General features: G+C 64.7%; 13 protein-coding genes, 1 tRNA gene and 1 other RNA gene. 8 read left to right on the plus strand and 7 right to left on the minus strand.

The features are described from left to right. Positions 1–59: 59 nt before the first annotated feature. A complete protein-coding gene (locus AC3ANQ_RS20620; RefSeq protein WP_488302754.1) occupies positions 60–1277 on the plus strand; it encodes a cytochrome P450 in 1218 nt (405 codons plus the stop codon). Positions 1278–1553: 276 nt separating this feature from the next. On the opposite strand, the gene AC3ANQ_RS20625 is transcribed toward AC3ANQ_RS20620, so the two are convergent. The 3 genes from AC3ANQ_RS20625 to AC3ANQ_RS20635 all read right to left on the minus strand — a co-directional run bounded on the left by AC3ANQ_RS20625 (position 1554) and on the right by AC3ANQ_RS20635 (position 3997). Beyond that, positions 1554–2039, minus strand: a complete 486-nt coding sequence (locus AC3ANQ_RS20625; protein ID WP_488302755.1) for a glutathione peroxidase — start codon at positions 2037–2039, stop codon at positions 1554–1556. Positions 2040–2137: 98 nt separating this feature from the next. After that, positions 2138–3484 carry a M23 family metallopeptidase gene (locus tag AC3ANQ_RS20630; RefSeq protein ID WP_488302756.1) on the minus strand — a complete coding sequence of 449 codons (1347 nt, stop codon included), beginning with the start codon at positions 3482–3484 and terminating at the stop codon, positions 2138–2140. 132 nt (positions 3485–3616) lie between these two features. Then, complete coding sequence (locus tag AC3ANQ_RS20635; protein ID WP_265980997.1) at positions 3617–3997, minus strand: MarR family winged helix-turn-helix transcriptional regulator; 381 nt, start codon at positions 3995–3997, stop codon at positions 3617–3619. Between the two features lie 96 nt (positions 3998–4093). Between AC3ANQ_RS20635 and AC3ANQ_RS20640 the strand changes: the two genes are divergently transcribed. Both AC3ANQ_RS20640 and AC3ANQ_RS20645 read left to right on the plus strand, forming a co-directional pair. Further along, complete coding sequence (locus AC3ANQ_RS20640; RefSeq protein ID WP_488302757.1) at positions 4094–5569, plus strand: MFS transporter; 1476 nt, start codon at positions 4094–4096, stop codon at positions 5567–5569. 107 nt (positions 5570–5676) lie between these two features. Beyond that, a complete protein-coding gene (locus AC3ANQ_RS20645; protein ID WP_488302758.1) occupies positions 5677–6588 on the plus strand; it encodes an oxygenase MpaB family protein in 912 nt (303 codons plus the stop codon). Positions 6589–6648: 60 nt separating this feature from the next. Here the strand turns inward: AC3ANQ_RS20645 and AC3ANQ_RS20650 are convergent, their stop codons facing one another. Next, positions 6649–10107 (minus strand): bifunctional proline dehydrogenase/L-glutamate gamma-semialdehyde dehydrogenase, encoded by a 3459-nt coding sequence (locus tag AC3ANQ_RS20650; RefSeq protein WP_488302759.1) that lies wholly within the window; start codon positions 10105–10107, stop codon positions 6649–6651. 124 nt (positions 10108–10231) lie between these two features. Between AC3ANQ_RS20650 and AC3ANQ_RS20655 the strand changes: the two genes are divergently transcribed. Further along, positions 10232–11131: a LysR substrate-binding domain-containing protein gene (locus AC3ANQ_RS20655; RefSeq protein WP_488302760.1), complete on the plus strand. Its 900-nt coding sequence runs from the start codon at positions 10232–10234 to the stop codon at positions 11129–11131. A gap of 40 nt (positions 11132–11171) precedes the next feature. On the opposite strand, the gene AC3ANQ_RS20660 is transcribed toward AC3ANQ_RS20655, so the two are convergent. Next, positions 11172–11256: transfer RNA gene (locus tag AC3ANQ_RS20660), tRNA-Ser, on the minus strand. A 309-nt stretch (positions 11257–11565) separates the two neighbouring features. Here AC3ANQ_RS20660 and AC3ANQ_RS20665 point away from each other — a divergent pair. From AC3ANQ_RS20665 to recR, 4 genes are all read left to right on the plus strand, one after another. After that, positions 11566–11889, plus strand: a complete 324-nt coding sequence (locus tag AC3ANQ_RS20665) for a hypothetical protein (RefSeq protein WP_488302761.1) — start codon at positions 11566–11568, stop codon at positions 11887–11889. Positions 11890–12162: 273 nt separating this feature from the next. Further along, an RNA gene (gene ffs, locus AC3ANQ_RS20670) (signal recognition particle sRNA small type) lies at positions 12163–12259 on the plus strand. A gap of 34 nt (positions 12260–12293) precedes the next feature. After that, positions 12294–15743 (plus strand): DNA polymerase III subunit gamma and tau, encoded by a 3450-nt coding sequence (locus AC3ANQ_RS20675; RefSeq protein ID WP_488302762.1) that lies wholly within the window; start codon positions 12294–12296, stop codon positions 15741–15743. A 154-nt stretch (positions 15744–15897) separates the two neighbouring features. Further along, complete coding sequence (gene recR / locus AC3ANQ_RS20680; RefSeq protein WP_323054781.1) at positions 15898–16497, plus strand: recombination mediator RecR; 600 nt, start codon at positions 15898–15900, stop codon at positions 16495–16497. A gap of 90 nt (positions 16498–16587) precedes the next feature. Here recR and AC3ANQ_RS20685 read toward each other — a convergent pair whose 3' ends face one another. Together AC3ANQ_RS20685 and AC3ANQ_RS20690 are read right to left on the minus strand one after the other, a co-directional pair. Next, positions 16588–17769, minus strand: a complete 1182-nt coding sequence (locus tag AC3ANQ_RS20685; protein ID WP_488302763.1) for an ABC transporter permease — start codon at positions 17767–17769, stop codon at positions 16588–16590. Then, complete coding sequence (locus tag AC3ANQ_RS20690) at positions 17766–18722, minus strand: ABC transporter ATP-binding protein (RefSeq protein ID WP_488302764.1); 957 nt, start codon at positions 18720–18722, stop codon at positions 17766–17768. Before AC3ANQ_RS20690 ends, AC3ANQ_RS20685 begins: the two co-directional genes overlap by 4 nt. Between the last annotated feature and the right edge of the window lie 14 nt (positions 18723–18736).

Raw genomic sequence — 18736 nt, forward strand, 5'->3', positions numbered from 1 at the left:
TTGCAGGAGTTGGCCCGCAGATTGGATCTCAGCAAAAATCGACGGTAACGAGGCCCACGATGTCACTCAGCACTCCCCCGCAAACCATTCCCGCCCTCTCTGGTCTGCAGGACGATCCGTACACGGACGAGAACCTCGCCAACCCGTATCCCCTGTTCGAACGCATGCGGGCGGCCGGACCCGCGGTGTGGCTCGAGAAATACGGGGTCCTGGCCTTCTCCGGTTTCGAGGAATGCAAGGACATCCTGGAGGACTACCGCACGTTCATCTCAAGTGCTGGCGTTGGCCCCAAGAACCTGCACCACGAGCCCGCCTGGCGTCCGCAAGGCATCCTGGAGTCCGACCCCCCGGTCCACGGACCCATGCGCGCAGCAATGGCGGGTGTCATTTCTCCGCGCGGAGTGCGCTCCCTGAGGGCCCGGTTTGAAGAGTTCGCCGAGGAGCTGGTGGACAGCCTCATCGAGCGGGAAACGTTCGACGGCGTCACGGACCTCGCCGAGTTGTTTCCCATCCGCGTCTTTGGGGACGCCGTCGGAATCCCTCGCGAAGGCCGCGAAGCCAATCTGCTGCCGCACGGAGCCATGAACTTCAGTTCCTTCGGGCCCGACGACGAACGATCCCGCAAGTTCTTCGAAAAAGGCGAACCCACCCACCGCTGGGTCATGGACAACTGCGCCCGGGAAAACCTCTCCCCGGATGGCATGGGAGCCCAGATATGGGAATTCGCAGACCGCGGCGAGATCACCCCCGAACAGGCCGCCCTGCTAGTACGGGCCATGCTCTCCGCCGGATTGGACACCACTGTGTTTTCGATCGGGAACACAGTGCAGGCATTGGCCGCGCACCCGGAGCAATGGGCCAGCCTGCACGCCAATCCCCGGCTGGCCAAGTTCGCGATCGACGAAGCGCTCAGATACGAATCGCCGTTCCAGTCCTTCTTCCGGACCGTTGCGACGGACACTGTGTTCCGGGGCATCCCGCTGGCGGCAGGAACCAAGGTACTGCTCTTCATGGGCTCGGCCAACCGGGATGCCGCACATTGGGGAGCCACGGCCGACAAGTTCATGATCGACCGCAACGCCGGCGGCCATCTCGCCTTCGGCATGGGCATCCACCAATGCGTGGGTCAGCCGATTTCCCGGCTCGAAATGGATGTGCTCTTCACGGCCATGGCCAAGCGAATAAAGGGTATCGAGCTGGTTGGCGAGCCCTTGCCGTACCTACACAACACCCTCCGAGGATGGCGCTCCCTCCCGCTGCGCATCACGGCGGCCTAGCCTTGATGCTCGCTCACTTTTGGGGCATTTCTCACAGACGCTCCTGCACCTTTACGGCGCCTCTTCCCAACGCTCACTCACCTGTGGCCGCCAGGTGAGCGAGCGTCCGCCCAAAGGCGACAAAGGTGAGCGAGCGTCCGCCCAAAGGCGACAAAGGTGAGCGAGCGTCCGCCCAAAAGGCGACAAAGGTGAGCGAGCGTTTGGCCAAAAGGCGACAAAGGTGAGCGAGCGTTTGGGTTAGTGCTGCGGGCGTCACCAGGAATCCCTCCAGGGGGCTTAGGCGAGCGCCTCTTCGAGCGCCTCGATCAGCTCGCCGGAATCAGGCTCGACGGTGGAAGGGAAGCGGGCGAGCACCTCGCCTTCGCGGCTCACCAGGAACTTCTCGAAGTTCCATTTGACCTTCTGTGGCTTAGAACCGTCTGTGGTCTGGGTCAGTTCGGCATACAGGGGATGCTGCTGCTTGCCACGGACTTTGGACTTGCTGGAAAGCGGAAAGGAGACTCCAAAGTTGCGTTGGCAGAAGTCCGCGATCTCGGCGTCGGAGCCCCTTTCCTGACCACCGAACTGATTGCACGGCACGCCCAGGATCTCGAATCCGCGGTCACGGTATTTGCCATAGAGCTCCTCAAGTCCCGAGTACTGGCGCGTGAAACCACATTTGGAAGCCACGTTGACTATCAGCACGGCTTTGCCCTCGAAACGCCCAAAGTCGGTCTGGGAGCCGTCGTTGAACGTCAGGGGGATGCTGTAGAGCGGGGACATTGAATAGCTTCCTTACGACGTCGAACCTTGGCAAACTGCTGCATTCGAGTGTACTCGGGGCAAGGCGGTGGGACGTGGTTCAGAATAGGCAGCGAACCCTACGGTTTGGTGACCGGCGTGGCTGGCTCGGAGGTAGCCGGCGGCGTGGGGCTGGTGGGAGCTGGCGGGGTAGGTGCTGGCGCTGGCGGGGTTGATTGGGTGTGAGTCACCGTGGGCACCGGAGTGGGAAGGCTCGACGACGGCGCGACCGTGGGCGGGACGGTCACCGTGGGCGTATGCGTCACTATGGGAGCTTGCGACGGCGGTTGGCTCGGAGTGCTGCTCTGCGTCTTGCTTGGCGTGGGGGTAGTTCTCGGCGGATTCGTCGTGCTTTGCGCCCCTGAGGGCGTCGGCGTCACACTGGGCTTCGTCGTCGGCGTCCCGGTGGTGGTGGGCTTCGCCGTCGGCGTCACGGTGGTGGTGGGCTTCGCCGTCGGCGTCACGGTGGGTGACCCAGTCGGGCTCGCCGTGGCCGTAGCAGACGGGCCCGGCGGCACGACCTTCGCCTCCTGCACCCCGCCGGTCACTAACTCCTCGGGGGGCCTGCCCGGGATGGACCAGACAGACCCCGCCGAGGCCGCCGTGGCGGAACCCGGCTGGTAGCTGACCATGGGAATGTCCCCGAGCCGGTCAACCTGCCTGGTCGGCAGGAACGTCCAGTTCATCGGGTTCGAATAGACGCCGTTGAGAATCGTCTCGAAGTGCAGGTGGCAGCCTGTCGAGGACCCCGTGGTTCCCACCCGGGCAATAACCTCGCCCACCCGGACCGATTGCCCCTTGGCCACCGCGATCCCCTGCAGATGGTTGTACGTGGTGACCAGGCCGTTTCCATGGTCGATCTCCACCCGGTTCCCGCCGCCCCACGGGTGCCAGCCCACCGCGCGGACCACACCGGAATCGGCCGCGTAAACCAGGGCCCCGCAGCCCGCGGCGAAGTCCTGGCCCCAATGGAACTCCCCGGGCAGGCCCGTGAAGGGGTCCATCCTCAACCCGAAGGGCGAGCTCGGAACCAGCACCTCCAGCGGAGCGTAGAGTTTCCCGGCGGCGGGCCGGTCAAGGGAACTCGAAGCGACGTTGAGATTGCCGACCCCGTTCCCGTCCAGGGTCTGGACCGGGGAGCGCTCAAAAGACACCGTGGCCTTGTCACCAGCAGGAACAGGGGCCCAGGACAGGCTTTGAACCGCAGCCCCCGGCGCTCCGGAGCTGCCGCCCTCGGCAGGGAGCATGCCGGGTTCAACTTGGCCCATGGCCAATGATCCGCGGTCCGCCTGTCCGCCCAGGCGTGGGCCCTGGAAGCCGAAAGCAAACGTCACCAAGACAGCAAGGAAGCAAGCCGAAAGGACCCGGCCAAATCTTCTAGAGAGCACCAGATCGACGATCCGGCCAGACTCATGATGCTTTCCCACAGCGGCTCCTGAGACGGGCGCTCATCCCCAAGTGCGGGCGCGCTTGTCCCATTGTTGCCGCTATGAAATCGGATGGGAACACTCGACTTCATACTTGCCCGGCCGGCGGAACACTCGCCGGACCCTGCCGGGCTACTCGCCGAGGTTCTCCTTCAGCAACGCGCGGTGCTCGACGGCGGCATCCGAATGCAGTGCGCGGCCGGCGTCGGTCAGCTCGAGGTACAGCGAGCGGCGGTCGTCCGAGCAGGTTTGGCGGGACACGAGTCCGGCTTTCTCCAGCCGGTCAACAACTTTGGAGACGGCACTCTGGGTCATGGGAGTCCGCTCCCCCAATGCCTTCATGCGGCAGGCAGAGTCAACGCTTTCTGCAACGAGGTCGAGGATTTCGAATTCGTTCAAGCCAATGTCGAACTTGGCTTCGAGGGCGCGGTCAATGGCCGCCGCGGTGCGGAAGTACGAATTCTGGATGCTGCGCCATTGCTCAACCAGCTGGCGATCCTGCGTTGTTGCCATGGGCCGATTCTAGTCGAAACCGGAATTAAAGTCCACGTCATAAGATTCCCAGTCATATTCCTTGTCATTGAATGACGTGTCATATAGATTGATGCCATGACTTCACCAAGCACCCTCACTCGATCTGCCGAGCAGCTCCACACAGCCGTCCGTTGGACCAGGGCCCAGTGGCTGCTGCTGATGGTGGTGTGCACGGTCCTGGCCCTCGACGGCCTGGACGTGTCCATGGTGGGCGTAGCCCTTCCGTCCATCGGCCACGAACTCCATCTCGGAACCGATTCCCTGCAGTGGATCGTTTCCGCCTATGTCCTCGGCTACGGGAGCCTGTTGCTCCTGGGTGGCCGGCTCGCAGACCTGTTGGGGCGGCGTCGGATCTTCCTGATCGCCCTGACCGTGTTCGCCGCGGCGTCCCTCCTCGGCGGGCTGGTGGACGATCCCACCATCCTGATCGCCACGCGCTTCGTCAAGGGCCTGGCCGCAGCGTTCACGGCCCCTACCGGGTTCTCCATCATCACCACCAACTTCGCTGAAGGCCGCGAGCGCAACAAGGCGCTATCCATCTTCACGACATTCGGCGCCAGTGGATTCTCGCTCGGGCTGGTTGTTGGCGGGCTCATGACCAGCCTGAGCTGGCGCTGGACCTTCCTCGTGTCGGTGCCGATCGCCGTCGCAGTGGTGCTCCTCGGCATGCTGTTCATCCCGCGGGACAAGCCGTCCGCGGAAGAGAGCGGCCACGACGTCTGGGGTGCGGTCACACTCGCGCTCGGCATGCTTGGCCTGGTGTACACCTTGGTTTCGGCTCCGGAGAAGGGCTGGGGATCTGTGGCAACAATCGCCGGATTCGCTATCTCTGCCGCCGTACTGGCAGCCTTCGCCGTCATCGAAAACCGCGTCAAGCACCCTCTCATTCGCTTCGGCATTCTTCGTGAAGGCTGGGTTGCCCGGGCCAACCTGAGTGCGATTGGCCTGTTCGGTTCCTACTTGAGTTTCCAGTTCATCCTCACCATGTACCTTCAGTCGGTGTTGGGCTGGTCTCCCCTGGGCATGGCGCTTGCCTTGCTTCCCACCGGACTCCTTGTAGCAACGAGCGCCCCCTTTGCGGACAGGTTCATTGAGAAATTCGGGGCCCCGAAGCTCATCCTCACCGGCCTGACCGCCATGGGCCTGGGCTATGTCCTGTTCCTCCGGGTTGGAACCTCGCCCAACTACGTCCTGGACATCCTGCCCTCGGTCATCCTGCTGGGTATTGGCTTCGCCTTGGCCTTCCCGTCCATCAACGTCCAAGCCACCGCTGGAATCCGGGATTCGGAGCAAGGGTTGGCCGCTGGACTGATCCAAACCAGTACGCAAGTGGGCGCGGCCTTGGTTCTTGCCGTAACTACCGCCCTCGTCAGCGGCCACGGCGGGGCCGACGGCACAACCAGCACAAGCAGCACGGTCAGCGCCGCGGCCATGCTCGATCAGTACCGGCCCGGTTTGGTCCTAAGCGCTGCCGTGGCAATCGCTGCGCTGCTGGTGGCAGCGTCCCCGGTGCGCCGCCGTCGGGCACTGGTTGAGCAGCCCACAGCCTAAGCGGACTCGCGTGAAGGGTGCCGGCTCGCTGTTCCCGCAGCGGGCCGGCACCTCCACGTAAGCAAAGCGTCACCTTGCGCCACCAGAATGCTGCGCAACAATGGACCATGGTCAACTTCCTAAAGAAGTGGCAATCGGAACTGCGGATGACTTTCACGGGTCACCCGCAGTCCACGCCCGACTGGGTGCTGCGGTTGGCGGACGGGAACGACGCCGGATACCACCTTCCCGGATCGGCCGTTTGGGCCGTCCACGGGTCCATGTCCACGATTGTGGGTGGAATCCGGGTGTTGCTCATGCAGTCCCTACACCCCGGCGCCTTGGCAGGCGTGTACGACCATTCAGGTTTCAAAACGGATCCCCTGGGCCGGCTGGCAAATACCATCCGCTGGATCTTCACCGTGAGCTACGGCTCCATGGAGGCGGCCCACACGGCAACCCATTTCGTGCGGCGGGTCCATGACTCCGTCAAAGGCACTTACATTGACGCCCAGGGACAGACCCGCGAGTATTCAGCCAACGATCCCGAGCTTCTCCGCTGGGTCCACGTTGCCTACGCGGATTCCTTCGTGGCGTCGCACAGGATCTGGGGTGGAGCGGTCCCCGGCGGTGCCGATGCCTACATCCGTGAGTGGGCCCAGGCCGGCCGTTTGATGGGCGTGGAGGACCCTCCCCTGAGCCTCGCCGAGGTGACGTCGGAAATGGACCAGTGGTACGCCTCCGGCCATCTCTGCGCCGACGAGCGGCTTAGGGAAACAATCGATTTCATTAGGAATCCCCCACTGAAGGCGTCGCTGCAGCCCGGTTACCGGATCTTGTTCGCCGCGGCCGTGGCCAGCCTGGAGCCCAGGTATCGGGAACTGTTGGGGCTGGAAAAGGCCCGTTTTGGCCCCATCCCGCTGCCGTCGATCCTCGCCGCCCGGGTGGTCCTCGCCGTCGTGCGCCTGACTTTGGGCCGCAGCGGCCCAAGCGAGCAGGCTGCCCGGCAACGGTTGCGGCGCCTGGGTTACGAGGCCTAGGCGCGAAGAAGCCCGGCGGAGCGGCTTGCGGCCGTCCCACCGGGCTTCTTCGACGAATCGCTAGATCAGCGCGTCGGACAGGTGGTTCGGTGTGCCGAAGCGGTGCGCCGTGATGCTGATGGCCTGCTCGTGCAGGAACGGCAGCATCTCGATGCGGCCGGCCGGGGTCACCGTGCCGTGGTAGATCGCGACGTCGGGACGTCCCCCGGTCGCGGCGCTCAGCGCACTGCTGTCCCCGCCTATCAGGCGGATGCGGCCACCTTCGATGCCTGCCGCGAAAGCCAGCCATTCGGCGTCGTTCTGGATCCGCGTGCTGACGCCCAGTCCAGCGAAGGCTGCAACAACGGATTCAGGAAGCTCGACGGCGGAGGACACCGTGAGTGCCGAACCCGCCACTGCTCCGGCTGCTGCGACGCGAAGCAGGTCCACGAGCTTCGCGCCCTCGGACAGGCGGACGGTCACGGGGAAGGCCCTGTACCGGAAGACGTTGCGCTCGGCGCTCAGTCCGGAGACGTCCTTGCGGGTGCCGAACTCCGTGGCCCAGGCCGCGGCGTCGCTGAAGAGCGCCTTCTGCAGGGCCTCTGCTTCGCTCGCTTCAACAAGCGGTCCTGCGGACTTGGCCGCGGCCAGGATCGACGCTGCGGCGCCCTTGAGCGTGGCACCGCGCTTGGCACCAGGCTCGGCAGGGAGCCAATTGCCCAGGCCTATCAGGTAGTTGGGTCCGCCGGCTTTGGTGCCCGCGCCAACGGCCGACTTCTTCCAGCCGCCGAACGGCTGCCGCTGGACGATCGCGCCAGTGATGCCGCGGTTTACGTACAGGTTGCCGGCTTGGATGGTGTCCAGCCAGACACCCATTTCATCGGAATCGAGCGAGTGCAGCCCTGCGGTGAGGCCGTATTCGATCTCGTTCTGGATGGCGATGGCTTCTTCCAGGGTGGCCGCGGTCATGACGCCGAGGACCGGGCCGAAGAACTCGGTCAGGTGGAAGTACGAGCCGCGCTTGACGCCGAACCGGATGCCCGGGGACCACAGGCGGCCGGTCTCGTCCAGCTTCTCCGGCTTCACGGCCCAGGTTTCGCCGTCGCCGAGGGTAGTCAGGGCGTTGAGGAGCTTGCCGTTGGCCGGCTCGATGATCGGCCCCATCTGGGTGGTGGCCTGTTCCGGGTAGCCCACCTTGAGCGAGCGGGCAGCATCGACGAGCTGGTTGTGGAAGCGCTCGGACTTGGCAACGGAACCGACAAGGATCACTAGGGAAGCCGCAGAGCACTTCTGTCCGGCGTGCCCGAAGGCCGAGTAGACGACGTCTTTCGCAGCCAGGTCAAGGTCCGCGTGCGGAGTGACGATGATGGCGTTCTTGCCCGAGGTCTCCGCGAGCAGCGGGAGGTCCTGGCGGAAGGAGCGGAAGAGCTCGGCGGTCTCGTAACCGCCGGTGAGGATTATGCGGTCAACGCTGGGGTGCGAGACCAGCCGGGTGCCCAGCTCGCGTTCTTCGAGCTGCACGAGAGCCAGCACTTCGCGCGGAACGCCGGCCTCCCACAGCGCGTTCACCATGACGGAACCGGAGCGGCGCGCCTGTTTTGCGGGTTTGATCACGACGGCGGATCCCGCCGCGAGTGCCGCCAGCGTGGAGCCCGCGGGAATCGCCACCGGGAAGTTCCATGGCGGGGTCACGACGGTGAGGTTCGCTGGGACGAACGTGGCGCCGTCGACCGTTTCCAGGTCCTTGGCACGCTCGGCGTAGTAGTGCGCGAAGTCGATTGCTTCGCTGACTTCGGGGTCGCCCTGCTCGATCGTCTTGCCGGTTTCGGAAGCCATGACCTCAAGAAGCTCGGCGCGGCGGGATTCCAGGATGTCGCCGGCCCGGTGCAGGATGGCTGCACGGTCGACGGCCGGCATTGCGCCCCAAGCCTTGCCGCGCTCCACGGCAGTGGCAATGATGCGGTCCAGTTGCTGGGAGTCGTTGACCTTGCTGGCTTCGACAATCGCGTTGCCGGCGGTGGAGCCTGGGATGCGCTTCAGGATGTCTCGGCCCCACGCACGGTTGGCGGGCAATGCGGGATCCGTGTCCGGGGTATTGGCGAAGCCCTGGTTTGGAGCGGAGGCCGTGGGCTTGTTGCGGTCCTGTGTGCGGTTGGGGGCAGGAACGGCGTCGTCCAGCTCCGCGAGAGAGGCAAGGAAGCGCTGCTTCTCGCGTTCGAACAGCGCTTCGTTCTCGCTGAGCTCGAACACCGCGGACATGAAGTTGTCCTGGCTGGCGCCTTCTTCGAGGCGGCGGATCAGGTAGGCGATGGCGACGTCGAACTCGCCGGGGTGCACCACCGGCGTGTACAGCAGGAGGCTGCCGACATCCTTGCGCACGGCCGCGGCCTGGCCCGTGGCCATGCCGAGGAGCATCTCGAACTCAATGCCCTTCGTGACGCCGCGCTCTTTTGCCAGGAGCCAGGCGAACGCCACGTCGAAGAGGTTGTGGCCGGCGACGCCGATGCGCACCGCGTCGATGTGTTCGGGGGTGAGGGCGTAGTTGAGTACGCGCTTGTAGTTGGTGTCCGAATCCTGCTTGGTGCCCCACGTAGCGAGCGGCCAGCCCTGGATGGAAGCCTGGACATGTTCCATGGGCAGGTTGGCGCCCTTGACCACGCGCACCTTGATGGGAGCGCCACCGTTGGCTCGGCGGGCCGCTGCCCACTCCTGCAGTTCCTGCATGGCCGAGAGCGCATCAGGGAGGTAAGCCTGCAGCACGATGCCGGCCTCGAGGTTCTTAAATTCCGGCTTGTCCAGGATCCGGGTGAACACGGCCATGGTCAGGCTCAAGTCCTTGTATTCCTCCATGTCCAAGTTGATGAACTTGGTCTTGGGGAAGGACGCTGCCAGGCGGTAGAGCGGGGTGAGCTTCTCCACCACGTGGTCCACTGCTTCGTCGAAGGCCCAGAGCGAGTGCGGGGCCACCGTGGAGGATTCCTTGATGGAGACGTAGTCGACGTCGTCACGCGCCAGGAGCTTGAGGGTTCCCTCTAGCCTGCGGCTGGCTTCGCGTTCGCCCAAGACGGCCTCGCCCAGCAGGTTCACGTTCAGGTGGACGCCGTTCTGCTTGATCTTGGCGATGGCCGGACCGAGCTTGGCGTCCGTGGCGTCCACAATCAGGTGGCCCACCATGTCGCGCAGGACCTTGCGGGCGATCGGAATGACCACCTGCGGGAGGACCGGTGCCATGACACCGCCGGTGCGCACAGCGGCGCGCATGTACCAGGGCAGGAAGGCAGGGACCTTCGGGGCCAGCCTGGCCAGGTTGCGGCCGGCGACGGACAGATCCTCGGGGCGGATGACGCCGTCGACGAATCCCACGGTGAAGTCCAGGCCATTCGGGTCCTTCAGGACGCCTGCGAGGCGCTGTGCGGAAACGTCAACGGGCACCTTCGAGGCTTCGGTGAGCCAGTGTCGAACCAGTTGAATGGCCTCGTGGGCCAGCTCCTGGAGGTGTCCGGATTCCGCGGTCGGCTGCGTCCGGGTTGGTGTGCTCATGCGCTTCGTTCCTTTGGTGCGGAGAGGGCTTTGTTTCCATCAGTATGGATCTACAATCAGATTAGGAAAAGCGATCTTTTCTGAATAATATTCGTTAGATTTCTCGACCCATATGGAGAGCCGAATGCTGGATGTACGAAGGCTGCGATTGCTGCACGAATTGAAGATCCGCGGGACGCTCGCGGAGGTGGCTGACGCGATGAAGTACAGCCCGTCGTCGGTGTCCCAGCAGCTGACCTTGCTGGAGAAGGAAGCCGGCGTGAAGCTACTGAGAAAGTCGGGGCGACGCGTGCAGCTCACCCCGCAGGCCGAGATCCTCGTGGAGCATACGGCTGCCTTGCTGGCAACGCTGGAGCGGGCAGAAACGGACCTGGCGGCTTCACTTTCCACGGTCACGGGCACGGTCCGGCTGGCCGTATTTCAAACGGCGGCACTGGCCCTCATGCCGGACTTCCTCACCATCATGAAGGGCGAGTACCCGGAAGTGCGCGTGGAGATGATCCAGCGCGAACCCGAGACAGCGCTCTACGAAACCTGGGCCCGCGACTTCGACATTGTGGTGGCCGAGCAATATCCCGGACACGCCGCCCCGCACCACCCCGGACTGGACCGGGCCACCCTGACCAGCGACGCCATCAGGCTGGCCACTCCCCCGCTGGGACTGGGCGGCGAATCGATTTCCTCACTGGCGGACACGGCGGCATTGCCTTGGGTCATGGAACCGCGCGGCGCGGCATCGAGGCACTGGGCGGAGCAGGCATGCCGCTCCGCCGGATTCGAGCCCGACGTCCGCTACGAAACTGCCGACCTCCAAGCCCAGATTCGGCTCATCGAGTCCGGCAACGCGGTGGCCCTCATGCCGGACCTGGTGTGGGCGGGCCGGACCACGCCAGTGCAACTGCTGGATCTCCCAGGACTGCCCAAGCGGACAGTTTTCACGTCGACCCGCACCGCCGGCCGGATTCACCCTGCGATTCTGGCATGCCGCGAAGTGCTGGAGCGGGTGGCCGCGGAACGGCCGTAGGACGCAAAAAGGCCCCGGTCCAAAGACCGGGGCCAAAACGCGGAGAATGGGGGATTTGAACCCCCGAGGGCGTTAACCCAACACGCGTTCCAGGCGTGCGCCATAGGCCGCTAGGCGAATTCTCCATGCTTCTGAATCAAAAGCAGACTCCACTGTACCCGAGATTTTCGGCATCGCCCAATCGGCACTTCCGGGGCTCAGGCCGGGGCTTTCGCGCCCTTAAACGCAAAAATGGACGCCCCCAATGCGTCCATTCCTCCGGCACTCCGTTGAGCTGCTGGGTCCAGCCCCTGAAACCAGGCCCTGCGGCTCACAATCTTGAGATTGCCCCAATCGGTGTACATACCCATAGTCCGCTCCGTTCCGCAGTTTGGCAATGGAGTTGAAAAACCGTCCTCTGACCTGTTTTCGGCGACCACTGGGAAGATGGTGGAATGAGTCAACTGCACGCCCTTGTTGTCTACGTCCCGGAATCGCATAGTGAGGGCTTGATGGCCGCGATCGGCGATGCCGGGGCCGGCAGAATCGGCGACTATTCGCATTGTTCATTCACCACTCCGGGCACCGGACATTTCACTCCGTTGCCCGGGGCGCAGCCGTTCATCGGGGCCGTGGGGCAAAGTGAAACTGTGCCCGAAATCCGGGTGGAGTGCGTGGTTGAGGCGGACGTGCTCGACGCCGTGGTGCAGGCCCTGCGTTCAGCCCACCCCTATGAGGAGCCGGCCTTCATGACCTGGGCGGTGAACGGTTGGCGCTAGGAATTCCGCTGGACATGCCCTCCCTTGCGCTCCAACACTGGACATAATCCCACTATGTCCAGTCTTTGGCGCTCACGGGGGACATGTCCACCGGAACCAGGGGCACACGGGGGACATGTCCACTCCTTGGCTCTCACGGGGGACATGTCCACCGGAACCAGGGGCACACGGGGGACATGTCCACTCCTTGGCTCTCACGGGGGACATGTCCACCGGAACGAGGGCGGATGTCCGCGGAATTCGGAGGGCTCGATAACTTCGGGTAAGCTTGTCGACGGCCCCTCATGTGGCGTCATCCTGTTGAACTCCCCCAGGACCGGAAGGTAGCAAGGGTAGATGGGCTCTGGCGGGTGCATGAGGGGTCTCTTATTTAAAATGTCAGTCCCTATAGGTAGGTTTCCCCTGTGACTGTTACTACTGCTCTTTACCGCAGATATCGTCCGGATTCGTTCGCGGACGTTATCGGGCAGGAACACGTCACGGAGCCGCTCATGACGGCCCTGCGCAAAAACCGAGTCAACCACGCCTACCTCTTCTCCGGTCCCCGCGGCTGCGGAAAAACCACGTCAGCCCGCATCCTGGCCCGCTGCCTCAACTGCGCCGAAGGCCCCACGGACACGCCTTGCGGGAAGTGCAACAGCTGCGTCGAACTGGCGCGCGGCGGCTCCGGATCCCTTGATGTCATCGAGATCGACGCCGCCAGTCACGGTGGCGTCGATGATGCCCGTGATCTCCGCGAGCGCGCCACATTCGCCCCGGTCCGGGACCGTTACAAGATCTTCATTATTGACGAAGCCCACATGGTCACCTCCGCGGGTTTCAATGCGCTGCTGAAGATCGTTGAAGAGCCGCCGGAACACATCAAGTTCATCTTCGCCACCACTGAGCCGGACAAAGTCATTGGCACCATCCGCTCCCGCACGCACCACTACCCTTTCCGGCTGGTGCCGCCCGAGCCGCTCATGAAGTACCTTGAGGTCCTCTGCCAGCAGGAGAACGTCGCCGTTGCTCCTGGAGTGCTCTCCCTCGTCATCCGTGCCGGCGGCGGCTCGGTGCGCGACTCCCTCTCCGTGCTGGACCAACTCATGGCCGGCGCCGGACCCAACGGCCTGGACTATGAACTCGCCGTCGCGCTGCTCGGATACACGCACGCTTCGCTGCTTGACGACGTCGTGGAGGCAATCGCCGCGTCCGATTCCGCCACCGTCTTCCGCGCCGTGGACCGTGTCATCCAAACCGGGCACGATCCCCGCCGATTCGTCGAGGACTTGCTGGAGCGCTTCCGCGATCTCATCATCGTCCAGGCCATGCCGGAGAGCGCCCAAGCCATCCTCCGCGGCATGCCCGCGGACCAGATTGCCCGCATGCGCAGCCAAGCCAACAACCTCGGTGCCGCGGAACTCTCCCGCGCTGCCGACGTCACCAATACCGCGCTCACCGAAATGACCGGCGCAACGTCCCCCCGGCTACATCTCGAACTACTCTGTGCCAGGATCCTGCTGCCCAGTTCCGAACAGACCGAACGCGGCATCGCAGCCCGGATCGATCGCGTCGAACGCCGCCTCAATTACGGCGGAGCGCTTCCCCCAGCGGAAGCCCATGGTTCGCCTGCCGTTACCGAGCTTCCCCCCGCAGCCCCGCCCGCCCGCCCAGCGGAGCGGCCAATGGAACGCCCGACGGCGGCGGCCAGTACCTCTTCGACCCCACCAGTGTCCGGAGTACCCGCGGTCGCTGAGGCTCCGGCTTCCGGCACCCCGACCGTTCCCGGCGCCCTGCCAGTTGCTGAAACCCCGCCTGTTTCCGAAACCCCGGCTGCTTCTGAGTCCCCGTCCAGGGACCAGCTCACGCCGCCTCGCGTGTCCACGAATGACTGGCCCGTGGACGAGGCCAGGCAACCGGCCGGCCGTCCCGCGGCCGAATCCGCCACGCATTCGCCCGTACCTGCCGCGAGCCGTACCGAGCAGCCCACTGCCGAAGCACCCGCCCGAAGCCAAGCACCCACGGTTCCACCACCACTCGATCAGGAACGCCCCCAACCTGCAGCGGCACCCGCGCCGACCCAGGCACCCGCGCCAGCGCCCGCGCAGGCCCCTCGTCCCGCTACCGGTGGCGCCGATGTCGAGGTCATCCGTCGCGCTTGGCCCGAGATCCTCCAGACGCTGACCAAGATCAAGCGCAGCAGCTGGGCTTTGGTCGGAGCCAACGCGCAGGTGGCACAGTTCGACGGCCAACTTCTGACCCTGGCATTCAGCACTGACGGCCTTGCGAGCGCCTTCAGCCGGGCGGACCACGCCGAAAACCTTCGGCAAGCCATCCACAAAACGATCGGCATTGACTGCCAAATCACCTCCGTCGTTGGCGGCAACAGCTCAGGTAGCTCTGAGCCAGACCCAAAAGCACCGGCTGACCCGGCGTCCCCGGTAACCGGGGACGCCTCTCCGACGGCGCCGTCCGCCGTAGATAGCGCATGGGGGCTTACCCCTTCAACGCAAAGCGCCGCTGCCGCCCCTGAAGCGGGCAAGGTTGACGCGTCACGGGTCCCGGCACCCGCACCAGCGGTCCAGGCACCAACGGCACCCGCACCAGCGGTCCAGGCACCAACGGCACCCGCAACCTCCGGGCAGGCTCCTTCGACCATTGGCGAGGCGTCCGACCAGGTTCAGCGGTCCCTGCCGGCTCAGGCACCAGACGCAGTTCCGGCCAACCAACCCGTTTCCGCCGAACCGGGGCCGGCCGCAGCGGCAGCCATTGCGTCGCCCACAGCGGAACCCATTGTGTCCCGGGAGGTGCCCGCGCCGGTTCCGGCCGAAGCCGCACTCGCGACCCCAAGCGCCGACCCGGGCGCGGACTACTCGTATTCTGACGACGACTGGGGTCCCCCGCGCGACGAGGACGCTCCCCCGCTCGACGAAGAACCGCCGGTGGATTGGGTGCCGTCGGCCCCCCTGGGCCTCGCCGCTATGCCCGCGGCAGGGACGTCCGCGCCGCAAGCCGCTACTCCGCAGGTCGCCATGTCTCCAGCCTCGGCTTCAGTGCTGAACGGTTCGGCCACCGGCACCCCTGCGGCAACAAGCAAGCGCTCACCCAAAACCACTCCCGTAAAGAAGAAGCCCGAGGCCCCGGAAGATCCTTGGTCCAGGGCTGTCGAGCAAGCGCCCGGTTCTTGGGTGGTCAGCACCGAATCCAACGTTGGTGCCGCGGCTTCAGGCAACTCAGCTTCCGGGCAAACCCCTTCATCAGGGGCGGCAACCGCAAGTCCCGTCTATGAACCCGCGGCCGCACAGATTCCAAGCCAGCCGCAGGCTTCCGCGCCAGCACCAGCACCAGCACCAGCACCAGCACCAGCACCAGCACCAGCACCAGCACCAGCACCAGCACCAGCACCAGCACCAGCATGGTCAGCGAACACGGCCGAATGGTCAACATCGATTTGGTCAGCACCCTCGCCCACCGCCTCGAGCACGGGCGCACCACAATCAGGTTCGTCACCAACAGGTTCGTCACCGGCAGCCGCAACGCCCGGAGGCGAAGCCGGACGTTCGGCGGTAGGACTCGCGCTGTCCACGGCCCAGGCTCCAGAGACTGCCCAAACGCCAATATCGGCACCTTCAGGAACCGGGAAGCAAAGCCTCTACCAACGGCTTTCGAACAGTCCCGAAGCCATGGCCGGGCGCGAGAAGGCCCCGGCACGGGCTGCAGCCGCTTCCGGCGTCGTGGTGGAGGATATCCCGAGTGCCGACGACGAGACGATCGAGGAGTCGGGAGTCTTTGGACGTGCCGCCGTCGAGCGTATTCTGGGCGGGAAGCTACTGGAAGAAAGGTCGCTGGACGGCACTCCCATGATGCGCCGCTAACGGCCGGAAACAACATCTTGCATGGATTGCACGGTGTTCCCTGTGGAACCCCATGGAACCACCCTTGCGAACCCTCCGGCACCTCAGCAAGGTGCCACCAAACCGCGAAGCCCGCACAACAACAATGGGCGGGCATAGAACGAACGAGGACATTGTGTACGAAGGCGCAGTACAAGAGCTGATCGACGAGCTCGGCCGGCTCCCTGGCGTCGGGCCAAAATCGGCGCAGCGTCTTGCCTTCCACATCCTTGAGGCCGATCCCGAGGACATGAAGCGACTGGTCGCCGCAATCACCACGGTCAAGGAACGGGTGAAGTTCTGCACGGTCTGCGGCAACGTCACCGAGCAGGAGCTTTGCAACATCTGCCGCGATCCGCGCCGCGACCCGTCCGTGATCTGCGTGGTCGAAGAATCCAAGGATGTCCTGGCTGTGGAACGCACGCGTTCCTTCCGCGGCCGCTATCACGTGCTGGGCGGCGCTATCAATCCGATCGCCGGCATCGGGCCGGAGCAGCTCCGCATCCGGGAGCTCCTCACCCGGCTCAACGATGGCGCCATCCAGGAAATCATCATCGCGACCGACCCCAACCTTGAAGGCGAAGCGACAGCCACGTACCTGGCCCGCATGTTGAAGTCGATCGGCATCATCGTCACCAGGCTCGCTTCCGGTCTGCCGGTGGGCGGAGATCTAGAGTACGCGGACGAAGTCACCCTCGGAAGGGCCTTCGAGGGCCGCCGCAACGCGCTCATGTAACAACGCGCTTCAGCTAACCGACGCGCCCTCGCGCGGTTTGCGCACGCCCCTGCGCGCCCTTGCACGCAGCGGGACCAGTCCAAATCCGGCCTAAGCGATCCGAGTGCCTCGGGCCAACCGGTTTGCAGGCGTCCGTAGCGCTCGCCACCCAAGCCACATGAGCAACCCTGCCAGGGCAACCTGCATGCTCAGCCCGAGGGGCCACACTGGCGTGGTCTGTTTGAGGTACTGGTACTGGTTCTGCAGCTGCTGGTTCTGCGGCTGGTACACACCGTCGACACAAGGGGAATACGGCGGCCTGGGCCCGGCCAGTGCTTGCCGGGTGCCTTGGCTGATGCCCTCGAGCATTCCGGCGCCAAGCATGGAAGTCGTGTTGCCCCGCTCAGGGTAAGGAATGGCGTCCGCCACCACCACGAACGGGTTGATGGCCAGCACCAGCGCCACGCGTTCGCTATGGAACACTGTTTGCTGCACCGGCCTGCAAGGGATTGGCTGCGGAGCCCCGGAACCAGAGGGTGGGATGTACGCCATGGACGGACCGGGTTCATCCACCGTGACGGATTCCTGTGTCAACTGCATACCCAACCCAAAAGCGATCAGGGACAGGACCACCAAGCCGGCAACCGTCAGATAGCTCACGACGATCGAAAAGAGCGGCCGGGCCGTGAGCGCGGAAATCCCAACGCCTATGCCACAGACAATCGCAATCTCCACTCCCAACATAAGCAGCGAGACCAGGATATGACCGGGAGACAGCCCGCCCTGGACCACTCCGAAGACAAGGAACGGAGTGCTGGTCACCAAGAAGGCGAGCGCCGCAAGCCACGCCGCCAAGAACTTCCCCCAAAGTATCTGTCCGGGCGTAAGCAACGTCACCTGCAGGATGGCGAGTGTGCCGCCGGCGCGGTCCCCATTGACGGCGTTTGCGGACAATGCCGGGGCCACCAGCAAGGCAAAGAGCAGCACAAAAACCAAGACCGCTTCGAAGATCGCTGATCCCGGTCCGCTTTGCAGGGACGCCCCGGACCCCGGCATCGAACGTTGGACTGCGGCGCTGGCGTTCCAGGCGGCCCACGTCAGCCATGTCACTACGGCGATGACCACGAACCAGATGCCCAACATGATGTACCAGCCGCGCGAACGCAGCCGTTGTTTCATCTCAAGGACCACGACGTCGCGGATCCCGCCAAGATAGCCGACGACGGCGTTCCCGCCGCCCGTAGTTCCCTGGGGTCCCGCTGGACCCGGCACGGTTTCAGTCACGTTGCTCATCGTCGCTCCGTTTCCAGGTTCATGTAGGTCGCTTCGAGGGCGCCTGCGGCCGGGGCGAAAGAAACCACCCCGATGCCAGCCGCTACCAGGTCCCGGAGGAGGGCGGCAGCGCCGTCGTCGTGCGTCAACAGCAAGGTGACCGACGGACGGAGGCCTGCCTCCACGCGGTATTCCAGGCCAAGTTCGCTGAGCTTTGCCGCGAGGGCCTGGTTGTCGAGTGCGGTGATCGCGTAGCGGCGGCCTTGCCGCGCGGCCTCCTCGAGCGTTTGCTGTTTCACGGTGCGTCCTTGGTTGACGAACACCGCACCGTCTGCGATTTCGTCCAGCTCGCTGAGGACGTGGGAGGAAACCACCACGGCTTTCCCGGCCCCCGCCAGGCGGCGCAGCAGGTTCCGAAGCTCCACCCTGGATCCCGGATCAAGGCCGGAAGCTGGCTCGTCGAGCAGGAGCACAGAGGGAGCGTGGATGAGGGCTCGGGCCAAGCTAAGCCGCTGTTGTTGACCCCGGGAGAGCACGCGCGCGGGCTGACCGGCAAGCGCCTCCAAGCGGACGAGTTCGAGCATCTCGTCCACACGCTGGCCGATACCGGCTTGGGGCAGGCGGTAGAAGCGCGCCATCTGGACCAGGATTTCCCTCGCGGTCAAGGATTCCCACACCCCCAGGGAGTCCGGCATCCAGCCGATCCGAAGCCGCACGGCTGCGCTGTCCCGGAGTGGATCCAGGCCGTCGATCCGGATGGTCCCGGAGTCGGGGCGGAGAAGCGAGGCCAGCATGAGCAGGAGCGTCGTCTTGCCTGCCCCGTTGGGACCGATGAGAGCCGTGACTTTCCCTGCTGGCGCGTGGAAATCGATGTGCTCCACTGCATGGACCGTACCAAAGCGGCGTGAGACGCCTACTGCGGATACGCCGAGGGCAGCACTACCCGGGGCGTTTGAACTTTCAGCTATGGACATGCCCTACTCACCTG

It is taken from the genome of Arthrobacter sp. DMZ02-1R (assembly GCF_057747935.1).